This window comes from Mycobacterium simiae (genome assembly GCF_008370645.1).
GTDB lineage: Bacteria > Actinomycetota > Actinomycetes > Mycobacteriales > Mycobacteriaceae > Mycobacterium > Mycobacterium simiae_A.
Map to the genome: position 1 here is coordinate 21,815 of NZ_VTZN01000010.1, position 23,393 is coordinate 45,207.

24 protein-coding genes and 1 pseudogene are annotated in these 23,393 nt (G+C 64.3%); 11 read left to right on the forward strand and 14 right to left on the reverse strand.

The features are described from left to right. Positions 1-207: 207 nt before the first annotated feature. The 4 genes from F0Q45_RS03215 to F0Q45_RS28570 form a co-directional block, all read right to left on the reverse strand. On the reverse strand, positions 208-1,530 hold the full coding sequence (locus F0Q45_RS03215) for an APC family permease (RefSeq protein ID WP_262490850.1): 1,323 nt from the start codon (positions 1,528-1,530) through the stop codon (positions 208-210). A gap of 104 nt (positions 1,531-1,634) precedes the next feature. Then, the gene (locus tag F0Q45_RS28985; RefSeq protein ID WP_262490851.1) at positions 1,635-1,763 is read right to left on the reverse strand and encodes a hypothetical protein; all 129 of its coding nucleotides are present in this window, start codon (positions 1,761-1,763) and stop codon (positions 1,635-1,637) included. A 115-nt stretch (positions 1,764-1,878) separates the two neighbouring features. After that, a complete protein-coding gene (locus F0Q45_RS28565) occupies positions 1,879-2,067 on the reverse strand; it encodes a hypothetical protein (protein WP_223163867.1) in 189 nt (62 codons plus the stop codon). Continuing rightward, complete coding sequence (locus F0Q45_RS28570; RefSeq protein ID WP_223163868.1) at positions 2,051-2,296, reverse strand: mechanosensitive ion channel domain-containing protein; 246 nt, start codon at positions 2,294-2,296, stop codon at positions 2,051-2,053. The genes F0Q45_RS28565 and F0Q45_RS28570 overlap by 17 nt, the downstream gene beginning before the upstream one ends. Before the next feature lie 231 nt (positions 2,297-2,527). Between F0Q45_RS28570 and F0Q45_RS03225 the strand changes: the two genes are divergently transcribed. After that, a complete protein-coding gene (locus F0Q45_RS03225) occupies positions 2,528-2,815 on the forward strand; it encodes a GlsB/YeaQ/YmgE family stress response membrane protein (protein WP_149652545.1) in 288 nt (95 codons plus the stop codon). A gap of 14 nt (positions 2,816-2,829) precedes the next feature. On the opposite strand, the gene F0Q45_RS03230 is transcribed toward F0Q45_RS03225, so the two are convergent. Together F0Q45_RS03230 and F0Q45_RS30075 are read right to left on the reverse strand one after the other, a co-directional pair. Continuing rightward, a complete protein-coding gene (locus F0Q45_RS03230) occupies positions 2,830-3,570 on the reverse strand; it encodes a hypothetical protein (RefSeq protein WP_149652547.1) in 741 nt (246 codons plus the stop codon). Between the two features lie 107 nt (positions 3,571-3,677). Then, on the reverse strand, positions 3,678-4,100 hold the full coding sequence (locus F0Q45_RS30075; protein ID WP_149652576.1) for a YqhA family protein: 423 nt from the start codon (positions 4,098-4,100) through the stop codon (positions 3,678-3,680). Positions 4,101-4,398: 298 nt separating this feature from the next. On the opposite strand from F0Q45_RS30075, the gene F0Q45_RS03240 reads away from it, so the two are divergent. The 3 genes from F0Q45_RS03240 (at position 4,399) to F0Q45_RS03255 (ending at position 7,609) form a co-directional block, all read left to right on the forward strand. After that, entirely contained in the window at positions 4,399-5,763 is a 1,365-nt protein-coding gene (locus F0Q45_RS03240; protein ID WP_373424908.1) for a cytochrome P450, read from the forward strand. Positions 5,764-6,152: 389 nt separating this feature from the next. Next, positions 6,153-6,761, forward strand: coding sequence for a TetR/AcrR family transcriptional regulator (locus F0Q45_RS03250; RefSeq protein ID WP_262490853.1), 609 nt, complete (start codon positions 6,153-6,155; stop codon positions 6,759-6,761). Further along, the gene (locus F0Q45_RS03255) at positions 6,758-7,609 is read left to right on the forward strand and encodes a phytanoyl-CoA dioxygenase family protein (protein WP_149652549.1); all 852 of its coding nucleotides are present in this window, start codon (positions 6,758-6,760) and stop codon (positions 7,607-7,609) included. Before F0Q45_RS03250 ends, F0Q45_RS03255 begins: the two co-directional genes overlap by 4 nt. A gap of 344 nt (positions 7,610-7,953) precedes the next feature. On the opposite strand, the gene F0Q45_RS03260 is transcribed toward F0Q45_RS03255, so the two are convergent. The 5 genes from F0Q45_RS03260 to F0Q45_RS03280 form a co-directional block, all read right to left on the reverse strand. Then, positions 7,954-8,598, reverse strand: coding sequence for an SOUL family heme-binding protein (locus F0Q45_RS03260; RefSeq protein ID WP_149652551.1), 645 nt, complete (start codon positions 8,596-8,598; stop codon positions 7,954-7,956). A 245-nt stretch (positions 8,599-8,843) separates the two neighbouring features. After that, positions 8,844-9,428 (reverse strand): fasciclin domain-containing protein, encoded by a 585-nt coding sequence (locus tag F0Q45_RS03265; RefSeq protein ID WP_149652553.1) that lies wholly within the window; start codon positions 9,426-9,428, stop codon positions 8,844-8,846. Positions 9,429-9,549: 121 nt separating this feature from the next. Continuing rightward, positions 9,550-11,304 carry a cytochrome c biogenesis protein DipZ gene (locus F0Q45_RS03270; RefSeq protein WP_149652555.1) on the reverse strand — a complete coding sequence of 585 codons (1,755 nt, stop codon included), beginning with the start codon at positions 11,302-11,304 and terminating at the stop codon, positions 9,550-9,552. Positions 11,305-11,416: 112 nt separating this feature from the next. Beyond that, positions 11,417-12,082, reverse strand: coding sequence for a fasciclin domain-containing protein (locus tag F0Q45_RS03275; protein ID WP_149652556.1), 666 nt, complete (start codon positions 12,080-12,082; stop codon positions 11,417-11,419). Positions 12,083-12,217: 135 nt separating this feature from the next. Then, positions 12,218-14,341: an acyl-CoA dehydrogenase gene (locus F0Q45_RS03280; RefSeq protein ID WP_149652578.1), complete on the reverse strand. Its 2,124-nt coding sequence runs from the start codon at positions 14,339-14,341 to the stop codon at positions 12,218-12,220. 280 nt (positions 14,342-14,621) lie between these two features. Between F0Q45_RS03280 and kstR the strand changes: the two genes are divergently transcribed. Then, positions 14,622-15,221: a cholesterol catabolism transcriptional regulator KstR gene (gene kstR, locus F0Q45_RS03285; protein ID WP_188112767.1), complete on the forward strand. Its 600-nt coding sequence runs from the start codon at positions 14,622-14,624 to the stop codon at positions 15,219-15,221. A 6-nt stretch (positions 15,222-15,227) separates the two neighbouring features. Here kstR and F0Q45_RS03290 read toward each other — a convergent pair whose 3' ends face one another. Beyond that, complete coding sequence (locus F0Q45_RS03290) at positions 15,228-16,307, reverse strand: LacI family DNA-binding transcriptional regulator (protein ID WP_149652558.1); 1,080 nt, start codon at positions 16,305-16,307, stop codon at positions 15,228-15,230. Between the two features lie 111 nt (positions 16,308-16,418). Between F0Q45_RS03290 and F0Q45_RS03295 the strand changes: the two genes are divergently transcribed. The 6 genes and pseudogenes from F0Q45_RS03295 to F0Q45_RS03320 form a co-directional block, all read left to right on the forward strand. Beyond that, on the forward strand, positions 16,419-17,339 hold the full coding sequence (locus F0Q45_RS03295; protein ID WP_373424909.1) for a metal ABC transporter solute-binding protein, Zn/Mn family: 921 nt from the start codon (positions 16,419-16,421) through the stop codon (positions 17,337-17,339). After that, on the forward strand, positions 17,340-18,113 hold the full coding sequence (locus tag F0Q45_RS03300) for a metal ABC transporter ATP-binding protein (RefSeq protein WP_149652560.1): 774 nt from the start codon (positions 17,340-17,342) through the stop codon (positions 18,111-18,113). Then, entirely contained in the window at positions 18,113-18,970 is an 858-nt protein-coding gene (locus F0Q45_RS03305; protein WP_149652561.1) for a metal ABC transporter permease, read from the forward strand. Before F0Q45_RS03300 ends, F0Q45_RS03305 begins: the two co-directional genes overlap by 1 nt. Before the next feature lie 38 nt (positions 18,971-19,008). Continuing rightward, positions 19,009-19,767 (forward strand): LamB/YcsF family protein, encoded by a 759-nt coding sequence (locus tag F0Q45_RS03310; protein ID WP_149652562.1) that lies wholly within the window; start codon positions 19,009-19,011, stop codon positions 19,765-19,767. Further along, on the forward strand, positions 19,767-20,687 hold the full coding sequence (locus F0Q45_RS03315) for an MBL fold metallo-hydrolase (protein WP_149652563.1): 921 nt from the start codon (positions 19,767-19,769) through the stop codon (positions 20,685-20,687). Before F0Q45_RS03310 ends, F0Q45_RS03315 begins: the two co-directional genes overlap by 1 nt. Positions 20,688-20,733: 46 nt before the next feature. After that, positions 20,734-20,949 (forward strand): annotated as a pseudogene (locus F0Q45_RS03320) (hypothetical protein); the annotation flags it as partial. 77 nt (positions 20,950-21,026) lie between these two features. Here F0Q45_RS03320 and rlmB read toward each other — a convergent pair. Continuing rightward, positions 21,027-21,959, reverse strand: a complete 933-nt coding sequence (rlmB, locus tag F0Q45_RS03325; RefSeq protein WP_149652565.1) for a 23S rRNA (guanosine(2251)-2'-O)-methyltransferase RlmB — start codon at positions 21,957-21,959, stop codon at positions 21,027-21,029. Beyond that, complete coding sequence (gene cysS, locus F0Q45_RS03330) at positions 21,959-23,377, reverse strand: cysteine--tRNA ligase (RefSeq protein WP_149652566.1); 1,419 nt, start codon at positions 23,375-23,377, stop codon at positions 21,959-21,961. The genes rlmB and cysS overlap by 1 nt, the downstream gene beginning before the upstream one ends. Positions 23,378-23,393 lie beyond the last annotated feature (16 nt).

The window sequence follows — 23,393 nt, forward strand, 5'->3', positions numbered from 1 at the left end:
TCCTCCGCCGAGGTGACGTCCTCACTCAGCACGATCGTCGCGAGCGTCGAACCCAACGCGACGGTGACAACCAGATCGAGGGCGTTGAGTTTGGCAAGTGTCCCGTACCCGAGAAGCGAAGAACCAGCACAGCCACACGTAGGCGCCGCCTCCTCACAGCACAACACGGGCCAACGCCGCCGACGGATCAAACCACATCTCAAGGGCTTACCCATTTCGGGGACTCCCCGTCGTCGACTGGCTGTCGCGGCGACGGACGGCGAACCACTGGGCCAAGACCATCACCGCAACGACGACCACGGTGATCACTAACGTGAGAACATCGGTGCGAAATTTCATGATCACGAACGGGACGAGAACCAGCAGGTCCAGCGCGATCGCCACCCAGGGAACCCACACCCTGGCCTCGACCTCGTCCCTCAGCCGGCGGATAAGTCCCCAGTGGATGGCGATATCCATCGACAGGTACAGCATGGCCCCAAGCGAAGCGATCTGGCTCAGGTCGAAGAACGCGGCGGTGAGCATCGCCAGCGTCGCCGTGATCAGCAGCGACTGGCGACGCACCGCTTGGGGCAGTCCCGGCACTTGCTTCATGTCCCGCAGCATGTCGTCGAGCCGCGCCGAGAAGAGGCTGGCCAGCAGCCCGGACAACGTCGCCACGACCGCGACGGCGACAGTGAGCCGAACACCCCAGGAGCCGAAGAACGGCTCGGCGGCCCGGGCCAGGGCGTAGTCGCGGGCCGCGACGATTTCGGGCACCGACAGGCTTCCCGCCACTGCGACGGTCAACAGCAGGTAAATCACCGTGCACACGGCGATGGCAATGACGATCGACCGGGCGATGTTGCGTTTGGGACTCCGGATGTCGTTGCCCTGGTTCGTGATGGTGGTGAAGCCTTTGTACGCCAAGATGCACAGCACGGTGCCGGCCAGGAAGCCAAGCCAGCCGTCACGCGGTGGTGTCTGGTCCTCGCCACCGGTGAGCACGCGACTCAGCGAAGACATTTCGGTAGCAGCAATTCCGGCGACGGCCAGCATGGCGATGCCGGCGATCTTGATCACGGCAGTGGTTGTCGCCGAACGCTCGACCCACCTGTTGCCGACAAGGTTGACCACCGTGGCGGCGGCAATGGCCACCACGGCGAGAACCGGGACCCATACGGCCGAGCCCTGCAGCCCGAACGGGCGCAACAGGTATGTGCCGAAAGTCCTCGCAAGCAGGCCCTCCGCCAGGATCATCGACACGTACATGAAGAGTGAGAAGACGCCCGCCGTCACGCCGGGGCCGTAAGCGGCCTTGAGCAGCATCGCGATTCCGCCGGACGACGGATCCGTGCTGGAGTATCGAACGTACGAGTAGGCGCTGAAGCCCACCACCACCGCTCCGGCCAGAAACACCCACGGCACCCACGAGCCGGCCAGCTCCGCGACTTGTCCGACGAGGGCGAAGATCCCGGCGCCGATCATCACCCCGGTTCCCAGCGCCACGGACCCCGTCAGTGAGAGTTTCTTGCCGGCCGCCGCCAACACACAACTCCTCCCGATTGAGATGCCACCTGCGGTGGCCTACCCGTGCCGGCGATACGAAACCAAAGGAGCAGCGCAGCAGGCGGTTCGGCGTGAGCACCTATCGCTCAGTCGGCAGATCTCACCCGTACCGGCGGCAGCCCGACGATTTCGTAGGTGGCCAAGGCGATTTCGATCCCCACCGCGTCGAGCCGGTCCAGCACCTCGCGGGTCATCTGGTCCTTGACATCGCGCACGCCGTGGACATCGGCAGGAAGCGGACCGTGAGCTCCAGCCAGTTGTCGGTGAGCCGCCAATAGACCTTGGGCTCGATGTCGATGTCGCGCACGAAGTACTTGCGCCGCATACTTTCTAACGCATTTTCTGGCATCTCGCCGGCGGCGACGGAATGTCGGGCGCCTCGAGCAGGATCCGCTCGGCGGCGTGACGTTCGGCCCGGTAGGTGACCGGGATCGTCATTTCCTCCCACAGATAAGGAAAGTCGCGGGTGTAGTTGTAGATGGGCTCGTCGAAAACCTTGTCGTTAGTCACGGTCACCACGCGTCCCGTGTAATGACGGCTCGTCACCCACTGCGGCGGCTCCGCGCCCTGCAGTACCGGCGGTCTTTGTAATTGTGGTCTTGATGAAGCCCAGGCCGATGACGTCTCCGCGCACCCCACCCATCGTGCTCCGGTCACCGATGTTGAACGTGTCACCGCGCGGGATGACGAAGTAGCCGGCGGCGGCGGTGATCACGCGCTGCAGAGCGAAGGCGAGACCCGCAGTCACCAGCCCTATGCCAGTGGGCTCCAGAACCGGGCGCGTTCGTTTCCCTCTCTCGCAGAAACAGCCGCACCGAGGCCCTTCCCGCCCTGCCGGCGCCAATTCGACACCCGTCCAAATGTCGTGGCGTCGTCACTTCTCAGAGTCAACGAATCGGTAGCGGACTTCGGGTTAAGACACCCCCATCGCGGGAACAACCTCGACATGAATCGATGCCATGGCTGATAGGAGTGGGCAATGTTCTGGACAATCCTTACCGCGATCATCGGTGGTCTGATTATCGGCGCACTCGCGCGCTGGGTGATGCCGGGAAAGCAAGACATCGGCGTGTTCATGACGATCCTGCTCGGCATCGCCGGATCATTCATCGGCTCGTGGATTTGCTACAACGTGTTCGACTACCAGAACCAAGGGGGAGGCTGGGCGGTTGTTCCGTTCCTGGTCGGCATTCTCGTCGCCGTCGTACTGATCGCGATCTACCTCGGCGTCACAGGCCGCAGCCGGCGCGCCCGCAGGGCGATGTAATTACCCGGTCGCCGCTATGCCCCGACTCGTCGCACGGATCGCTGGTTGGCTACTCCGCGGCAGCGATGGGGGTCATCCAGGCTGGCCAGGTGACGCCAGGAGGCGATGGCGCAGCCGGTGATCCTAGCGAATCGATCCGAGGCCGCAGTACCGGTCGCAAGCGCATGAGCGCGCACAGCGCTTCCGGTCACCGCATCGAGGGCCCCTTGGCGGTGATCGTCGGCGAGCAAGGTGGATTGCCAGGCCGCCTGCAAGGCATGGGCTCCGGGAAGCGTGGAGGCAGGGCCATAACTGCGTGCGGCGCCCACGACGACGTCATATGCGGCTTCCCAGCTGGCCGGGCGCGGCATGTCGGCCCGGGCAGCGCGGCGGTGCAACTCAGCGATGTCGTATATCGCCTGCATGGTGGTGATCCGGACATACTGGACCACTCCCCAGCTCGGGCTGGTCAGCAGGTCAGCCACCCAGGCATGCACCACGCTGCGGGCTACGCCGGCGGTTCCTACGGTTTGCCAGCCCAAATCAAGGGCGAGCATGCTGTCTTGCGGTGACAGGTAGTCCCCGGGCCCGGCCAGCAGATCGTTGCACGATTGCACGAAAGCAGCCAGCGGCCGAGCCGAGCAGGCGGGGAAATCGCTGACCCGCGCATCGCCGTTGATATAGGAGATGACGTTCATTGCGCACCCTTTGCCCGATCCAGGCCGGTGTGAGCCCTTGGCCAACCTTAGGGGGTGGGTGATGCGGTCGAGGTCCATGGCGCTTCCCTAACGTCCTGTGGCGGCGTCCGCGTCGCCCCCCTAAACCAACGCTAGATAGCGAAAACGCTTTGCAACAATAAGTTTCGGCATGAGTTTGGTATGAGTCAGGCGGCGAGTTCGGCTCCGAGCCCGCACGCTCGCGAACGACGGCTCGTTGGCCTTAAACAACTCGTCCGCCTGACACAGGTACGCCGCGACGTCAGCCCTGCTGCTCGCCGAAGCGAATGAACAACGCAAGGGAGATGCGTAACGACGGCGGTGGCCGCGCCGTAATACAGCGTGTCTAGGGCACCGGTCATCAGCATGCGTTCGACGAACTTGATCACGATCACAACCACTAGCACCTGAATGATCGGTCGCTTCAAATCGCCCAGGTTATGCACGGTCAACCACTCGGGCAGGTGAAGGTCGGCCACGAAGAGCTCAAACAGGCCCAGAGCCCAATGAGTTGCACCGTCGCCACCAAGAACAGGTCCACGACTTCGAGCAGGGTGATCACCGAGGAATCCTCCGCCAACCGCTACCAGCTAACACCGCAACGAGTTCCACGGCCCGCCCCAAGGCCACAGCAAGGTGACCGCAGTCGTCAGGGCCAAACCGCACACCGCAATCACGATCAAGAAGCGGAGGCGCTCCACAACCGATCGCACGATCCACCATCTTGCGCTGACGCCCGTTGCGGCGCAGCCGACAACCTCGCCGCACACCCCTGTCACGATTGCCCTGCTGAGCGTCGACACTATGGCGGCATCGTGGTACGGCAGAGTACCGTCGGTTCTTACCTCCGGTACACCACCGTACCATCCCGATGTTGGGAGCAACACCGTGACGAACCAAGCAATCTCTGCCATCAAACCGGCCACCAACGAGTCGCCTGTAGTCACCTTGCCGCCGACTCCCCGAATCCCAAAAGCGCTGCAAGGCATCACTTTCTCGATCTCGCGACGATGGACAGCCCAGCAGCTGGCGCGCCACTACGGCAAGGTGTTCACCCTCAGCCTTCCCGTATACGGCCCTTCGGTGGTGGTCGCGGACTCGCAGCTGGCCAAGCAGGTCTTCACCGCCAGTCCCGAGGCGCTGGGCAACATCCAGCCAAACTTGAGCCGGGTGTTGGGACGCGGTTCGGTGTTTGCTCTCGATGGCGACGATCACCGACGGCGCCGGCGGCTGCTGACCCCGCCGTTTCACGGCAAGAGCATCAAGACCTACGAACACATCATCGAGGAAGAAACCCTTCGCGTGATCGCCGACTGGCCTGACGGGCGCAGCTTCGCGACTTTGCCATCAATGATGCGCATCACCCTCAACGCCATCTTGCGAGCCGTCTTCGGCGCGGACGGCGACCAACTCGACGAGCTGCGCAGGCTGCTGCCGCCGTGGGTCACGCTGGGATCACGACTGGCAACACTGCCTGCTCCAAAGCGCAGCTATGGCCGCTATACCCCGTGGGGCCAGCTGGTGGCACAGCGCCGCAAGTACGACGCCATCGTGGACAAACTCATTGACGACAAGCGCGCAGACACCGATTTCGAGCGGCAAAACGACGTGCTGGCGCTGATGCTGCGCAGCTCCTACGAGGACGGTTCACCCATGTCGCGCAACGATATTCGCGACGAATTGCTCACTTTGTTAGGCGCCGGTCACGAAACCACCGCGGCCACCTTGGGATGGGCGTTCGAACGGCTCAGTCGCCATCCCGAGGTGCTGGCTGCGCTGTCCGCGGAAGCCGGCACTGACGACAACACGGTGCGGCAGGCGGTGATCCTGGAGGTGCAACGAACCAGAACGGTCATCGATATTGCCGGTCGCCACGTCTGGGCGCCCGCATTTGAATTAGGCGACTGGGTCATTCCCCACGGATATTCGATCCTCGTCAGCATTTCCCAAATCCACGACGATGCAGAGCTTTTCCCCGACCCGGAGCGTTTCGAGCCACAGCGCTTCCTAGCAGCCAAACCGTCAACCTACGCCTGGATTCCGTTCGGCGGCGGCACTCGACGCTGCGTAGGCGCCGCCTTCGCCAACATGGAGATGGACATTGTGCTCCGAACGGTCTTGCGCCACTTCACCATTGAATCCACCACCGCGCCCGGGGAGAGATGGCACTCCCGCGGCGTTGCCTACACCCCCAAAAAAGGCGGGAAATCGTGGCGCATCGACGCCACTGACACTGTGCTCTCACGCGCTTAGCCGGACGGGGAAGGCGCTGGCACGAATTGTTCAGGTTGAACCGAACCCGGACCGGCTCGCCGGTAAGCTCGATGAGGGAAACGCAGCCAACAGCTCCTCGAAGAACCTGCAACGGTATAAATCGACCCGGCCGGTTCGTACCGGAATGAGCGGGCACGATTGACGTAGCTGCACTCCTTGTACCGCCAGGCCCCTGTCATTGCATAGGCGTGGACGGCCGCCCGGATATCAACATCTGGCAAACCTCCCTTGAATTGATACAAAGCGAAGCTAATTACTTGTATTTGTCGCTTGGTTTCATCGTCCCTGGCCGACCCATGTAATACATTTCGCACGATGCGCCTGATCAGGTCTAGTTATTGAGCTGAACTCAACTTATGCTTGAATTCGTGCCGGTGGGGACGACATCAAGGGCGTCGGCAACGCAGCGCGCTTTGCTCGACGCTGCCGTCGCAGAATGGGCGGAAACCGGAGAGCTAGAGGTTGCCGCCGTCGCGCGACGGGCGGGGGTCAGCGCCGGCCTGCCGTACCGGTATTTCGGAACCCGGTCCGGGCTGCTGATCGCGCTGGTCCAAGATTTCTACCACCGACTGGGCACTGCCGTGACATTTCGCAACTACGCGGCCCCGACATGGGCCGGACGGGAGCGCCAGCGTATCCGCGACTGGCTGAGGTTTCTTTACGCTGAGCCGTTGGCCCCGCTGGTTTTGGGCGGGCCATTGGGTGACGGCGCCGTCGTCGCCGAAAACGCCCGCCTGTTGCAGGAGCTGGCTAACGTCGCTGCGCACAACATTAAGCATGCTCAGCGTATCGCCGAGCTGCCGGCCGACCGAGATCCGCACCTGCTCGCCGTCGCCACGTTGTCGGGCGTCCACGCCATGAGCACGCTCGCGCTCAGTCGAACGCCTCGCCCACCTGCCCACGAGGTTGTCGATCAGGTGTGGATATTTGTGGCCGGCGCGGTCGGCCTTGCCCGCGAAGGGATTCGGGAAACATGAGGGTAAAGAGCGACATTTCAACCCTTGACGACTTGTCCGGCGATCTGGCCGGCCGCTACCGGTGGACGCCAAGCGCGGGCGCCTCGGTGGATCGCGCCCTGGTCAACGCAGACCTGGCAGCCCTGGCCCGTGACGGCTACGTCATTTGGGAAAACCTTCTGAGCGACAACGAATGTCGGCAAGTCCGCGATGCGGTGACCCCACTGCTCAGTCACGGCGGGCGCAACTCGTTCGAGGGACACCGCACGCAGCGGCTGTACAGCGTATTGACCAAGACCCGAGTTTGCGACCGGTTGGTGGAGCATCCGCGAGCCCTGGCGGTGCTAGATCGACTTTTGCTGCCCAACTACCTGCTCTCTGCACTGCAGGTCATCAACATCCAGCCAGGGGAATCCAGTCAACTGTTGCACTTCGACGATGCCTTCTACCCGATTCCCAGGCCCCGCCCTGCCCTTGGGGCGGCCACGATTTGGGCGATCGACGACTTCACCGCTGCCAATGGCGCCACCAGGGTGATTCCGGCAAGCCATCTTTGGGATGACCGACGGCCGACGTCCAGCGACGTTGGCCAGCCTGTCGTCATGCCAGCCGGCTCGTGCATTTTCTTCCTGGGAACCCTCTGGCACGGCGGTGGCGCCAACAGCTCAGCAGCGGCGCGCCTGGCGGTGACAGCGCAATACTGCCAACCCTGGTTGCGACCACTCGAGGCCTTTACGCTGTCGGTGCCGACCGACGTCGTCAAAGTCGTTTCTCCGGACATCCAACGCATGCTCGGTTACAGCATCCATCCCCCGTTCGTCGGGGCAGTCGACGGCCAGCATCCGCTACGGCTACTCGAGCAGCAATGACCATCGTCATGGATAAGACAATGCCCAGTCGCGGCTCACGACATCGAACGTCCTGGACGACAGTAGATGTCGGCGTTGCGGACCGATGGTGGTGAGCTCCGTCGCCGCGTGCCTCGTGCCAACCATCCGCTGCATCGACGCGGGCATTCGGAGGGCCGGACTCGCTCGTGGAAAACGGCTGGCCTGATTGAGATCGTCACTCGCGTGCGCTGCGCGAGCCGTCAGAGGCTGCCGCGCCTCGCCAGCCAGATGCTTTCGAACGCCAGCTTCGCCGTGGCGCCAAGGACCACCAGCTCGCCGAGCTCGAAATGGTCGGTGCCCAACTCGCGATTCGGCACCGCTGCTCAGGGGATGGCGGTAACCGGCACAGCAATTTCGTTGCGGCGCAACATAGGGATGGTCCACGGTGGATCGTAAAACCATGCCGCCGGTGTTCCGGTCGACGCGAATCCGTGCTCGCGCAAGGTGCGCAGCAATTTAGCGGTCTGCGATGCGACTGCGGTCTCAGTGGGGATTCCTGAGAATCGTAGCACTGCAACGGTTTCGGGCGGGACGTTGACCAACGTGACTTCCGAGTCGTCGGGTAGGGGCAGCGAATCCATGGTCTTGTCAGCGGGCATGAAGAAACGAATCACCCAAACCCCGTCGGCCGCAGCCCGCTGTGAGACCGGCGCGGTCATCGCGATCTTTTCACCACTGGCGCCAGCCGAATGCTGTACTACCGGCGCCGTCATGGCTATCTTGACCGTGGCGTGGTTCGCGCCGAAGATGTATCGCGCGAGGCGGCGAAATCCGATGTTGCGCGCAGCTTCCTCACCCGCCCTCACGGTGGTCTCTGCCGCGATCCGCGGGCCGTAGTGGCGAATCTCCACGCCGTCGGTCAGCTGCTCGCTGCTGTGGCGCGGTTCCTCGGTGCCGCAGCGTAGTCCAACCACGGAACCGGCCGCTTCGGTCAGGCACCTGATGACCGTCTGGATCTGTTTAAGCATCGCCGTTCCCCTCAATGAGTTCTTAGCGTTGAGTCCCTGTGTTCGGCTCCTGCAGCACGATGCTCGCCGCTGCGCCCGCGTTGGTATGGAGCGTGGCACCGGGTTGACCAGACCGATGACCCAGCGGTTTCGAAGGCCACCTGTTAACAACATTAGCCTTCAAGTTGACTGCTGGCCCCGGCCAGGAACGAGACGGTCGAGTACCTGGCCGGGGACCCGTCAGCAAGCGGCTCGCAGAGGTGCGGCTACGCCGGCGGCATCAACACGGTGTCGATCATGTAGACCGTCGCGTTGGCGGTAGGCACTCCACCGCACACCACGCCAGCGTTGTTGACGCTCATGTTGTTGCCCTGGCCGCTGACGGTCACGTTGGCACCCTGAAGCGTCTTGTGCGGGCCGACCACTTTGGCCGGGCTCAGCTGGCCTTGCACCACGTGGTAGGTCAGGATTCGGTTCAACAAACCTGAATCGGTCTTGAGCTGGTCGATGGTGGACGCGGGCAACTTGCCGAACGCCGCGTCAGTCGGCGCGAAGACCGTGTACTGACCATTGTTGAGCGTGTCAACCAGGTTCACCTGTGGGTTGAGCTGGCCCGACACCGCTGAGGTCAACGTGGTGAGCATCGGATTGTTGGAGGCCGCTACGGCCACCGGGGCCAGCGACATTCCCTCGACCGATCCCGGCCCGCTGGGATTTGCGGCCGCGTACTCCGCACATCCCGGCCCAACCAGATCTGCCGCGCCGGCAGTTGGGGCGGTGACCACCCCAAGAGCAGCGATGGCTGCCGCCGCTAAACCTGGTACGGCAACTGACCGTTTCTGTAGCTTCATCGCGTATCGGCTCCTCGTCGTATCATTGACGGCGTTGCACCGTCTACATCATTTCGGACATTGTTTATTCGGAGCCGCTAAGGCTCTGGACGGCTGGTTACCCAATCGCTGGTGATTTGATTCATCCGTAGGTGAAGGAGTAGATCTGCAGGCCTTTGCCGGGGCGAACGTCCAAGGTGCCACCCTGGACGTTCTCATCAGCGACGATCTGGTGTAACGTGGGCGGCCCGCTGATCGGCACTGTGAAGGACTGTCCGTCGCGCGTTACCGTGAGCTTCCCGGCTCCGCCGACGACAACATAAACGTTCTTAGCGCGGTAGTTGAGTTTGATACTGGCGTCATCGCTTTCAGCCGTCGCGCCCTGATAATCCAGCGACCACTGGCCGCGTAGTGCGAAGCTGTCGGCGGCAAGGTTTGGCGGATAGTCGAAGGTTGCCGTGCCTTCGTCGTACTGTCCGCCGCCGCCGTAGTTCACCACCTTGCCGACGCCAAAGTAGGTCTCGGGAGTGGTTTGTTGGCGCGGGGTGCGGTCGGTCGCGTCGACCGGCGCTGGGAGTTTGACCCCGGGACTGGCGTCGCCGATCAGCTGTCTGATGAGGCTCTCGGTGACATCGTAATCGCCTTCGCCGAATTTGATGTGTCGCACCGTGCCGGTGGCGTCGATGAGATACTCGGCAGGCCAGTACCGATTGCGGTAGTTAGTCCAGGTGGAGTAGTTGTTGTCCAACGCAATGGGGTACGTGATGTTCAGGTCAGCGGCGCCCTTGACAACGTTGCCGGGCACTTTCTCGAACGCGTATTCGGGGGTGTGGACGCCGATAACCTCGAAACTCAGGTTTTTGTAGGCGTTGTACCAGCCGACAACGTGCGGGATGGCGCGTTGGCAATTAATGCACGAGTAGGCCCAAAAGTCGATCAGCACGACCTTGCCACGCAAGGATTTCAGGTCGATCGGTTTGGCGTCGGGCGTGTTCAGCCAGCCCACGATACCTTTGAGATCGGGTGCTGGACCGCAGTTTTCGAGCTGTGTTCCGCCGTTACTGCAATTGGACAGTTGCGCATTCTGGTCGGTGACAATGCCACCAAGGCTAAGTTTTTCCCGGATCTGCTGATCGCTGCCGAGTTGGTCTTGCAGCGAGCTGGTGTAATCGGGAATGGCCCGTTGCAGCAATGCGGGCAGGTTGAACACCAACGCCACCGCAAGCAGAATCGTCACGATTCCAGCCGCCAAACGGATTTCACGCTGACGACGCCGGAAAGCGCTCACCCGCTCAGCCACCCGTTGGCCGGCCAGTGCGAAGAACAACAATGGCAGCGCGGCGCCGAGCGCGAACGCCATCGTCAAGACCACGGTGCCCACACCGATGTTGGCGGTCGCGCCGGCCACCACGATCGCTGCCAGCACCGGTCCCGCGCAGGGGACGTAGAGCACGCCTAATGCCAGGCCGAGGCCAAACCCGTTGCCGCGGCTGCCCACTTGCTTTTGCGGAATTCGGGAGAACGGCCGCTCCAGCAGCTGTTCGAACTTCGGGAAGATCAGGCCCAGGCCGATTGCGGCTAGCGCGAGCAACGCGACCCAGCGGATGGCGTCTGGTGGCAGGTGCAGCAGCGACAGCAATGCCGAGCCCAGCAAGGTGACCAGGCTGAAGCTCAGCACCAGGCCGCCGATCACTCGGTAGGGGCGTAACGTCTCTGACAGTGCGCGTTTGGGCTTCGTCGCGACAGCGAGGCCACCACCGGATTCATTCTCCGCGGCCGTCGCTGGGCCGCTTTTCTGTGCGCCTGCAAAAAATATCACCGGCAGTACCGGAAGAATGCAGGGTGATACGCCGGTGATGAGGCCGCCGACAAAGCCAATCAGCGCGAGTGTCAACATGTTTGGTATTCGGTGCCGTTGCCATTTCGGATTGGTGCTAACTGCACAATAGGAAAACAGCCCGGCCGTGGCCGGGCTGTTTGGCTAGCGTCGCCAGATAAGGCTATTGGCGCTACTGGCTTGGCGGCATCAGGACCGTGTCAATCATGTACACAGTCGCATTGGCCGTGCGGACGCCACCGCATACCAGTCCCGCGTCGTTGACCTTGAGGCCGCTACCCTGGCCGGTCACGTTGACGTTGGCCCCCTGCAGGGTCTTATGCGTGCCGTCGATCTTGCTGGGACTCGCCTGGCCCTGCACCACGTGGTAGGTCAAGACGCTGCTCAGCAGCTGTGAGTCCGTCTTGAGCTTGTCGATCGTGGCGGCCGGCAGCTTCTCGAATGCGGCGTTGGTCGGCGCGAATACCGTGTACTGGCCACTGTTGAGGGTGTCCACCAAGTTCACGTTCGGGTTCAACTTGCCGGACAATGCCGCAGTAAGGGTAGACAACATCGGATTGTTCGACGCTGCCGTGGCCACCGGATCCTGCGCCATCCCGGCAACCGACCCGGGGCCGCTGGGATTCTGCTTGGCGTATTCTCCGCAGCCCGCACCAATCAGGTCAGCCGCGGGATCGGCCATCGCCGATGTCGACGCCGGCGCCGCCATGCTGGTGGGGGCACTGCTGCTGGTCGACTGCCCGGTAGCTGACTTGTCGCTCGAACAAGCCGAGAAACCCCCGATTGCGATCGCCGCGAGGCTTGCCGCAGCGACTGTCCTGGCCCATGCGTTCATCATTGCGTTTCGACTCCTTCATCACCGGACGGCCGTGTGCCGCTCTTGTCGGACAGAGGTGATTCGGAGACACAGCCGTTGCGGACGGGTGCCGATATCGACCGAATTTGGCGCCCCCGGAGGCACCCTGCGCGGGGACTAACGCGGCAGGCCCAGGAGGCGCTCGGCGGCCACGGTGAGCAGTATCTGCTCGGTGCCGCCGGCGATGGTCAGGCAGCGGGTGTTGAGGAAGTCGTAAACCGCCTCGTTTGCGACGAGACCACCGCCCTCGGACACATCCATCATGTATTCGGCCAGCGCCTGACGGTAGCGGACTCCGATGAGCTTGCGCACGCTGGATTGCGGTCCTGGATCCCGGCCCCCCACCGCGAGCGCAGCGATGCGCTGATCAAGCAGCGCTCCACTCTGCGCGGTGACGATCAACCTGGCCAAGCGATCCTGTTGGGCGACATCGAGATTCATCTCGGCAAGCACCTCGAGCAGCTGTTCCATCGGATTACCCAGCGCGGTACCGGTGGCCATCGCCACCCGCTCATTTGCCAGCGTGGTGCGGGCCAGCCGCCAGCCATCGTTGACCGCACCGACCACCATCTCGTCAGGCACGAACACGTTGTCCAGGAAAACCTCGTTGAATAGTGCGTCGCCGGTGATCTCGCGCAGCGGGCGGATCTCGATACCAGGAGACGTCATGTCCAACAGGAAGTAGGTGATGCCCTGATGTTTCGGCACATCAGGATCGGTTCTGGCCAGGCACACCCCCCACCTGGCCAGGTGCGCCTTGGACGTCCATACCTTTTGCCCGGTGAGCAGCCAGCCGCCGTCAGAGCGCACCCCTTTGGTCCGCAGCGACGCCAGATCCGACCCGGCTCCTGGCTCGGAAAACATTTGGCACCATAGGAATTCACCACGCAGGGTGGCCGGCACAAAGCGCTCGATCTGTTCTGGAGTGCCATGCTCGAGGATGGTTGGCGCCGCCCACCAGCCGATCACCAGGTCTGGCCGCACGACGCCGGCCGCCGCCAGCTCCTGATCGATCAGCAACTGTTCGGCCGCAGCAGCGCCGCGCCCGTACGGCGGCGGCCAGTGCGGGGCCAACAGCCCAGCCTCGGCCAGGGCAACCTGGTGCTTTTCCTCCGGCAGCGCGGCGACTCTGGCGACTGCCGCGGCGATCTCGGGTCGCAGGCTCTCGACATCGGTGAGATCGACCCCCAGCCGACGACGGACCCCGTCTTGAGTCAGTGCGGCAACGCGGCGCAGCCAGCGCTCGGCACCGCCAAGGAACCGGCCGATGCTGTGCGCCCGGCGCAGATACAGATGTGCGTCGTGCTCCCAGGTGCAGCCGATACCGCCCAGCACCTGAATGCAGTCTTTAACGTTTGCCGTTACGGCGCCAATGCCGATACCGGCTGCCACCGCCGCCGCAATCGCGAACTGGCTATCATCCGACTCGCCAGCAGCCCGGGCCGCATCGGCGGCGCCTACCTCGGCCTGTTCGGCCCGGCATAGCATTTCCGCGCAGATGTGCTTGATGGCCTGAAAGCTGCCGATCGGCCGGCCGAACTGCTCACGCACTTTGGCGTAGGCCACCGCAGTGTCCAGCGCCCACCGAGCCACTCCGGCTGCCTCCGCCGCCAGCAAGGTCGCGGCCAAGTCCGCTATCCGTCGCCCCGCCGCGTCCACTGCGTGCGCCGGCGCCGATGTTAGCACCACTCGGGCCAGCGGCCGGGAGAAGTCTGCGGACTGTAGTGGCTCCAGCGTCACGCCCCCCGCAGTGCTGTCAACCAGCAGCCACTGATCCTGGGCCGGCAGCAGCAACAGGCCACCGGTTGCGGCACCCAGCACCAAGGGCGCCGTGCCCGACGCTCGTCCGGCCGGGCCGTCGAACCGCAACTCGCCTTCCAACGCCAACCCGGCGAAACGCGCTCCGGATGCCAGCTCGGCCTGCAACTCCGAATCGGTGATCACCAGGCTGGCCAGCGCGGTGGTCGCGACCGGGCCCGGCGCCAGGGCCTTGGCGGCCTCTTCGACCATCGCGCAAAGGTCCTCGATGCTGCCGCCAGCCCCGCCGTGTTCCTCCGGGACGGCGACGCCGAACAGTCCCAACTCGGCCAGCCCCGCGAAAACCGGGCGCCAGGCATCGGGATGGCCGTGTTCGATGGCACGGCCGGCCGCAGTCGCAGTTTGCCCAGCGACCGCGGTGCGGGCCCAGTCGCGCACCAACTCCCGCGCTGCGAATTGCTCGTCGGTGACGGTCGCTACCACCTTCAGCCCTCCCATCCTGAGAATCTTTTGCTTGAAGATGTCCGAGACCCATTCACGGCCACTAGAACGTGTTCTAATAGTGCACATCATCAGCCGTCAAGTCGATCGCTATTAGGCCAGTACACGACGTTACCCATGCCGCCGGGAGGTGGGAAATGCACGCACAGCCTGCGTATCGTTTGCCAGCGCACCACCCCGGAGAGGAGTTGCTCGCTACATGTCGCCAGCGAACACGAGTTCGGGCCGCGCCTCGGACCCGCAACCTCGCGAGGTCATGAAGGTGGCGGTACTGGCTGAGTCCGAGTTGGGTTCGGAGGCGCAGCGCGAGCGTCGCAAACGCATCCTGGATGCCACCCTGGCCATCGCGTCTAAGGGTGGCTACGAAGCGGTGCAGATGCGTGCCGTGGCGGACCGGGCCGATGTCGCAGTCGGCACGTTGTACCGGTACTTTCCGTCGAAGGTGCACCTGCTGGTTTCGGCGCTAGGCCGCGAATTCAGCCGCATCGATGCCAAGACCGACCGTTCTTCAGTCGCCGGGAGTACTCCGTTTCAGCGGCTTAACTTCATGATCGGCAAGCTCAACCGTGCCATGCAGCGCAATCCGCTGCTTACCGAGGCGATGACCCGCGCCTACGTCTTCGCCGACGCCTCGGCGGCCAGCGAGGTCGACCAGGTCGAGAAGCTCATCGACAGCATGTTCGCACGGGCGATGGCAGAGGGCGAACCGACCGAGGATCAGTACCATATCGCCCGGGTGATCTCCGATGTGTGGTTGTCGAATCTGCTTGCCTGGCTTACTCGCCGCGCCTCGGCGACCGATGTCAGCAAGCGGCTGGACCTCGCCGTACGCCTGTTAATCCGCGATCACGGAGGCGGGTAATTCCGGTCAAGCCGGCGGTCCGGAGGTACGTCCCCGGATTAGCTCGGTATCGAGTAGCTCAACGACCGGCAGACCAGACCGCGGTGGCTGCTGTACCAGTTCACCGGCGCGTCGGCCCTTGTGCAAGCTGGGTTGCGACACTGTGGTGAGCCCGCGGCCGATCGCTTCCGGCACGCCGTCGAACCCGGTGACCGTCATCTGGCCCGGCACGTAAATGCCGTGTGCGCGCAGGTAATCCATAGCCGAGAGGGCCAAGATATCCGCGGTGCACATCAGTGCGGTAATCCGGGGATTGGCCTGCAGCGCCACCTTGGCGGCACTGCCGCCGGATGTCGACAGATGCTCGTCGCTTTCCACCACGGTGAGTGAATCCGGGTCCACGCCAGCGGCCGTCATCGCCTCCCAGACACCGATAATGCGCTCGCGCTGCACGTCGAAAGTCGGCGATTTCAGCCTTTCCGCGTCGACGCGGTCTTGGCGCCGGTCATGGCCCAGTCGCATGGTCAGCAGCCCGATCTCCCGGTGACCCAAGCCGAGTACATAGTCGGCGATCTTGCGCATCGCCGCCCGGTCGTCGATGCCCACCCGGGATACTCCGGGCAGGTCCTTGGGTTGGTCGACCACTACCACCGGCAGGCGCCGCTGCAGGACCACCTGCAGGTAGGGATCGTCGTCGCATACCGAGTAGACGACGAATCCGTCTACCCCGGCATTGAGCACGGCAGCGGTGCCGTCCTGGCGGCTCCGGCTGGAGCCGACTGCCACCAACAACAGGCCCTGCCCCAGCTCTTCGCACGATTGCGCCACGCCCGCCACGAAATCGCGGGCAGCGGGGTCGTTAAAGAAGTAGGTCAACGGTTCGGCCATCACCAAGCCCACCGCTCCGGCTTTGCGGGTGCGCAACGATCGCGCCACCGGGTCCGGCCCCGCGTATCCCATCCGCTTTGCCGTGGCAAGCACCCGTTCGCGGAGATCAGCGGAAAGCTGATCCGGCCGGTTGAACGCATTGGAAATGGTGGTGCGCGACACCTTGAGCTCAGCCGCCAACGACGCCAGAGTGGCCCGCCGGCGCGGTGTGGGACTCACGTTCGGTGAGGCTACAGCGGGCCCGCTCGCAGGGCCACGCGGCTCGGACACCCGACTTTCTCGTGGAAACGATTTTCATTATTATCTACGCACGTCGGCGGCCGAGAGGATATGAGCATGAGGCTTGTCAGGGTGACGCGACTGTCGCTTCCGGGGTTGGCCATCCTGCTGTGCCTGGTCGGTTCGTTTGTCTTTTCCGGCTGCGGGATCGACACACACCCGGGCGCCGCCGCCGTGGTGGCTGCGACCGACGTGTGGGGCAGTGTGGCACGCGCGGTCGTCGGCAGCCACGTCGCCGTCAAAGCCATCCTTGCCGGCGCCGCGGCCGATCCACACTCGTACCAGGCCACTGCTGCCGATGCCGCCGCGCTCGCCGATGCCGACGTAGTGGTCTACAACGGGGGCGGTTACGACCCGTGGGTCGACCGTTTGCTCGCCGAGCATCCGCACATCCGGTCGGTCGACGCCTACGCGCTGCTGGACGCCGTCGTCGAGGGAACACCACCCGACGAGCACGTCTTCTACAACCTGAGCGTCGCCAAGTCTGTCGCCGCCGCTATCGCCGAGCGGCTCACGGTGATCGACCCGACCAACGCCTCCAGCTATCGGGCCAACGCGGCCGAGTTTGGCCGTGGCGCCGACGCGATTGCCGATTCCGAACGCGCCATCGCCGCGGCGTACCCAAGTGCCGGTGTCATCGCCACCGAACCCGTCGTGCACTACTTGCTGGCCGCGTCGGGACTGGTCAATCGCACCCCGGGCGCGTTCGCGGCGGCCAATGAGAACGGCGACGATCCCGCCCCCGCCGACATGGCGTCCGTCTTGGACCTGATCAACCGTCGGCAAGTGGCAGCGTTGCTGGTCAACCCGCAGACCACCACCGCGGCCACCGCCGATCTGCAGGCAGCGGCCCGCCGCGCCGGTGTGCCGGTGACTGAAGTATCCGAGATCTTGCCTGCGGGCACCGACTACCTGACCTGGCAGCGCAACACCGTCAATGACTTGGCCGCCGCGTTGCGGTCGGGCCGCTGAGTGCCTCCGGTGGACCACGACGCGGTGGTGCTGCGCGGCGCCCGATTGGCGTTCGGTGAGCGCACGCTTTGGGACCATCTGGACCTGTCGGTGGCGTCCGGTGAGTTCATTGCAGTGCTGGGCCCCAACGGCACGGGGAAGACGTCGCTGCTTAAGGTGCTGCTGGGACAGCTTCGGCTCGACGGCGGCGTCGCGCTGGTCGATAGTCCGATTGGGTATGTGCCGCAGCACCATCCGATTGACCGGGAAGTGATGCTGCGCGGGCGCGACCTGGTCCAGCTGGGAGTCGACGGGTCCCGCTGGGGCACCATGCCGCTGCGGTTGGCCAGTCGGGTTAGCCGGCGGCAGGCGGTGCTTGGGGCGCTACAGCAGGTCAACGGCGAACACCTGGCCGACGTGCGGGTTGGGCTGATGTCCGGAGGAGAGCTGCAGCGCGTGCGCATCGCGCAGGCATTGGCCAGCGACCCCGCCTTGCTGCTGTGCGATGAACCGCTGCTGGCCTTGGATCCCGCCAACGCCCGCCTGGTGTCGATGCTGCTCGATCGTCGCCGCCGCGAAGCCGGAACCGCGGTCATCGTCGTGACCCACGAGGTGAATCCAATCCTGCCGTTCGTGGACCGAGTGCTGTATCTGGTTGACGGCCGATTCCGGATTGGCACCGTCGAGCAGGTGATGACCACACCGATACTGTCGGCGCTGTACCGGGCAGACATCCAGGTCGTGCGGGTCAAAGACCGTTTCGTGGTGGTCGGCGCGCCGGACGGGCAGGCATGATGAACGACCGCGTCGCCGACATGCTGCACCACCTGTTCGCCTTCGACATCACGGCCCATCTGCTTAGGCATGACTTCGTCCAGCAAGCATTGGTGGCGGCGGCGCTACTGGGATTGGTGGCCGGCCTGATCGGGCCTTTCATCGTGATGCGTCAGATGTCGTTCGCGGTGCACGGCTCGAGCGAATTGTCGCTTACCGGAGCCGCATTCGCACTGCTGACCGGGTTTCAGGTCGGTATGGGCGCACTGGTGGGCAGCGCTTTGGCCGCGGCGCTGTTCGGCGTCCTCGGTCAGCGCGCCCGAGAACGCGATGCGGTGATCGGTGTGGTGCTGGCGTTCGGGCTGGGACTGGCGGTGTTGTTCATCCACCTCTATCCGGGACGAAGCGGCACCAGCTTCGCGCTGCTGACCGGCCAGATCGTCGGGGTGGGTTATTCCGGGTTGACCATGCTGGCGCTGGTGTGCGTGCTTGTCGTCGCCGTGCTGGCCATCTGCTACCGACCGCTGTTGTTCGCCACCGTTGATCCAGAAGTCGCCGCCGCCCGCGGCGTCCCCGTGCGTGCGCTGGGCATCGTGTTCGCTGCGCTGGTTGGTGTGGTGGCCGCCCAGGCCGTCCAGATCGTCGGAGCGCTGCTGGTGATGTCGCTGTTGATCACCCCGGCCGCCGCGGCCGCTCGAGTGGTCGCCGCACCCGGTGCGGCGATACTGGCCTCGGTGGTTTTCGCCGAGTGCGCGGCGGTCGGCGGAGTAGTGCTATCCCTGGCGCCCGGTGTCCCGGTGTCGGTGTTTGTGGCCACTATTTCGTTCATCATCTATCTGCTGTGCCGGTTGCTCGGACGGCAGCCCTGGGCCGCTTGATGCTGGTCGCACCTGCGATCCCCCAATAAGCTGGGCAGGTGGGATCTGTCGACCTCAACGCCGACTTGGGCGAAGGATTCGGCGCCTGGCAGCTCGGTGACGACGATGCCATGCTCGCGATCGTGACCAGCGCCAACGTGGCATGTGGCTTCCACGCCGGCGATCCGGCCGGCCTGTTGCGGGTGTGCCGGTCGGCGGCCGACCGCGGCGTGCGGATTGGAGCTCAGGTGGGTTACCGCGACCTGCACGGGTTCGGCAGGCGCTTCATCGACGTCGACGCCGAGGACTTGGTTGCCGAGGTGGTGTATCAGATCGGCGCGTTGCAGGCGATCGCACAGGCCGGCGGTTCAATGGTGTCATACGTCAAACCCCATGGCGCCCTCTACAACACGATAGTGATCCACCGTGAGCAGGCGGCTGCCGTGGCCGAGGCGGTGCGTTTGGTGGACCCGGCGCTGCCGGTGCTGGGCATGGCGGGTTCGGTGTTCTTCGACGAAGCCGCCCGCGTCGGCTTGCGCACAGTTGCCGAAGCGTTCGCCGATCGCGCGTATACGTCCGGCGGGCAGCTACTTTCGCGCCGGGAACCCGGCGCGGTACTGGACGATGCCGCGGCGATCGCCGACCGCGCGCTGAACATGGTCGCCTCCGGCCAAGTCATCGCTGTCGACGGCATTTCGGTCCCTATTCAGGTGGAATCGATTTGCGTTCATGGTGATTCGCCGGGCGCTGTGCAAATCGCGACCGCAGTGCGTGATCGGCTGCAGGAGGCCGGCACCGAGATCAAGGCGTTCAGCTGATGCGGCTCAAACTTGGTCGACCTGACCTTGCTCGCTATTCGAACCGTTTCACTGTGCCCGCGGCCCAGCCTGATTCGCCGCTATCGGTGATGTGGATCGGGGTATCGACACTGCTGCTCGACGACGGCTCGTCGGCATTGATGACCGACGGCTACTTCTCCCGGCCCAATCTGGTGCAGGTGGCGCTGGCCAAGGTGGCACCTTCGCCGCAGCGCGTCGAGCGTTGCCTGGCCCGGGCCCAAGTGTCGCGGCTTGCCGCCGTCATCCCGGTCCACACCCACATCGACCATGCCATGGATTCCGCGCTGGTGTCCGACCGCACCGGCGCACAGCTAGTCGGCGGCGAGTCCGCGGCCAACGTCGGGCGGGGCTATGGGCTGTCCGCAGACCGCCTGGTGGTCGCGGTCTCCGGCAAGCCAATTGCGTTGGGCGCCTATGATGTTACGCTGGTCGAGTCGCGCCACTGTCCGCCGGACCGGTTCCCCGGCGTGATCACTGCGCCAGTGCGGCCGCCGGTGCGGGTGGCGGCCTACCGCTGCGGTGAAGCCTGGTCGATGCTGGTATGCCACCGACCGTCGGCGCGGCGAATGTTGATTCAGGGCAGTGCCGGTTTCGTCAAAGGCGCACTGGATGGTTATGCCGCCGAAGTCGTCTATCTCGGCGTCGGCCAACTGGGCCTGCAGCCACGGTCATATCTGCTTGACTACTGGACCGAAGTAGTGCGTGCGGTGCGCCCTCGCCGGGTAATTCTCATCCATTGGGACGACTTCTTTTGTCCACTCTCGAAACCGCTGCGCGCAATCCGATACGCGGCCGACAACTTCGACGTGTCCGTCCGTATCCTCGACGAGCTGGCTACTCAGGATGGCGTCGCGTTACAACTGCCCACCGTGTTTCGGCGCGAAGACCCGTGGGCGTGAGGAGCTTCCGAGCCTTGCGGTGCAGAATCGCGGCCGAAAGTTAGTTCTGCGACGAGTGCAACTCGCCGGCCAGGGTGTCATCATCGGGAGTGTCACGGAGTTGTTCGCCGACGTGGTTCGTGCGGTGGACATCGCTTTGGTCACCGTGGATCCCGAGCGGTTGTGCGAGATCCTGGCCGACCTCGCCAGGCGCGCGGCGGTGGTAGTGCGGCGTTATGGCGGCACGGTGGATAGGTTCACCGGTGACGGCATCATGACCATGCGCTGCGCGTGTCCGCGAGCAGACGCAGAATCGCACTAATTCTTGCCGATTCATGCGAGTCTGCGTCTGCTCGCCAGTCAACGCCTGCGCTGGCGCGCGATTTCGGCGAGCACCACCCCGGCGGCCACCGAAGCGTTCAATGATTCGGTCGGGCCGGCCATCGGGATGGACACCACCTGATCGCAGGTTTGCCGCACCAACCGGGACAGCCCTTTTCCTTCCGAGCCGACGACCATCACCAATGGGTCAACGCCGTCCAGCTCGTCCAGCACGGTGTCGCCGCCGGCGTCCAAACCGATCACCCGAAGTCCGCGGTCGGCCCAATCCTTCAGTGTCCTAGTGAGATTGGTGGCCCTCGCCACCGGAATCCGGGCGGCCGCACCCGCGCTGGTGCGCCACGCGACCGCCGTCACCGAAGCCGAGCGCCGTTGCGGAATCAGCACACCATGGCCACCAAAGGCGGCCACGGAACGCACGATTGCGCCGAGGTTGCGTGGATCGGAAATATTGTCCAGCGCCACCAATAACGGCGGCGGCTTGTCCATGGCGGTGGCGATCAGATCGTCAGGATGGGCGTAGCGGTACGGCGGCACCTGCAAAGCGATGCCCTGATGCAGGTGATTGGCAGTCATTCGGTCCAGATCGTCCCGCGGCACTTCGAGGATTGAGATTCCTAGATCGGCTGCTCGTGAGACGGATTCGGTTAATCTCTCGTCAGCTTCGGTGCCCAGCGCAACGTAGAGCGCGGTGCCCGGAACGCCGGCCCGCAGGCATTCCAGGACAGGGTTACGGCCAAGCACTGTCTCGGTCTCGTCGGTTCGACCCCTCCCTGGGCGGCGCGGCTGCGCCTTAGCCCGCTTTGCGGCGGGGTGATGCGGACGCTTATGCGCCGGCGGCGTGGGACCACGGCCTTCCAGCGCTCGACGGCGCTGACCGCCCGAGCCAACACTGGTGCCCTTCTTGGTTCCGGATTTGCGGACTGCCCCCCGCCGTTGCGAATTGCCGGCCATTACTTGCCGTCACCGCCAAGCATCCACTGCGGGCCGTCGGCGGTATCGGTGACCTCGACGCCGGCGTTCTTGAGCCGATCGCGAATCTGGTCGGCCAGCACCCAATCACGCTGCTCGCGCGCCTGCTCCCGGTTCTCCAGCTCGGCCTGCACCAGCACATCCAGCGCCGCCAGGGCGGCCGATGTTTCGTCGCGCGATTCCCAGCGTTCGTCGAGTGGATCGCAGCCCAGGATGCCCATCATCGCGCGAATTGAACTGGCACTCTGCAGGGCAGAGTCATGGTCGCCGGCGTCGAGTGCCCGGTTGCCTTCTGCACGCGTGTGGTGAATTTCGGCCAGCGCGATCGGAACCGAGAGATCGTCGTCGAGCGCTTCGGCGAATCGTGGTGTCCAGCTGCCGAGCGGCACGGCCCCAACCCGGCTGCGCACTCGGTGCAGGAAATCCTCAACTCCCACATAGGCTTTCACCGCGTCCTGCAGAGCGGTATGGGAGAACTCCAGCATCGAGCGGTAATGGGCGCTGCCCAGGTAGTAACGCAGCTCGGGCGCCCGAACCCGCTGCAACATCGCCGGTATGGCCAACACGTTGCCCAGTGACTTGCTCATCTTTTCGCCGCCCATGGTCACCCAGCCGTTGTGCAGCCAGTAGCGGGCGAACCCATCGCCGGCAGCCCGGCTCTGCGCGATCTCGTTCTCATGGTGAGGAAAGATCAAATCCATTCCACCGCAATGAATATCGAACTCAGACCCTAAATAGCTACGGGCCATCGCCGAGCATTCCAGATGCCAACCCGGACGGCCACGGCCCCAGGGCGTCGGCCAGGACGGCTCACCGGGCTTTTCACCCTTCCACAGGGTGAAGTCGCGTTCGTCGCGTTTGCCGGTAGCCACCCCCTCGCCCTGATGCACATCCTCGATCCGGTGCCCGGACAGCTGACCGTATTCCGGGTAGCTGAGCACATCGAAGTAAACATCTGAGCCGCCGGCCCGAAGATCGCGGTAGGCGTGACCGGTTTCAAGCAGGCGTTCGATCAACTCGATCATCTGGGTGATATGCCCGGTGGCTCGCGGCTCGGCCGACGGCGGCATCACGTCGAGGGCGTCGTAGGCGGCGGTGAATGCGCGCTCGTAGGTGGCCGCCCATTCCCACCATGGCCGACCCGCTGCGGCGGCCTTGTTGAGTATCTTGTCGTCGATGTCGGTGACGTTGCGGATGAACGCGACGTCGAAGCCTCGCGCGATCAGCCAGCGTCGCAGGATGTCGAATGCCACGCCACTACGGACATGTCCAATGTGCGGCAGGCCCTGAACGGTGGCGCCGCACAAGTAAACCGAGACGTGCCCGTCGCGCAGGGGGACGAAATCACGCACAGCGCCGGTCGCCGTGTCATGAAGCCGCAAGCGTGCGCTATCGGTCACGACGTGCCAGCTTACT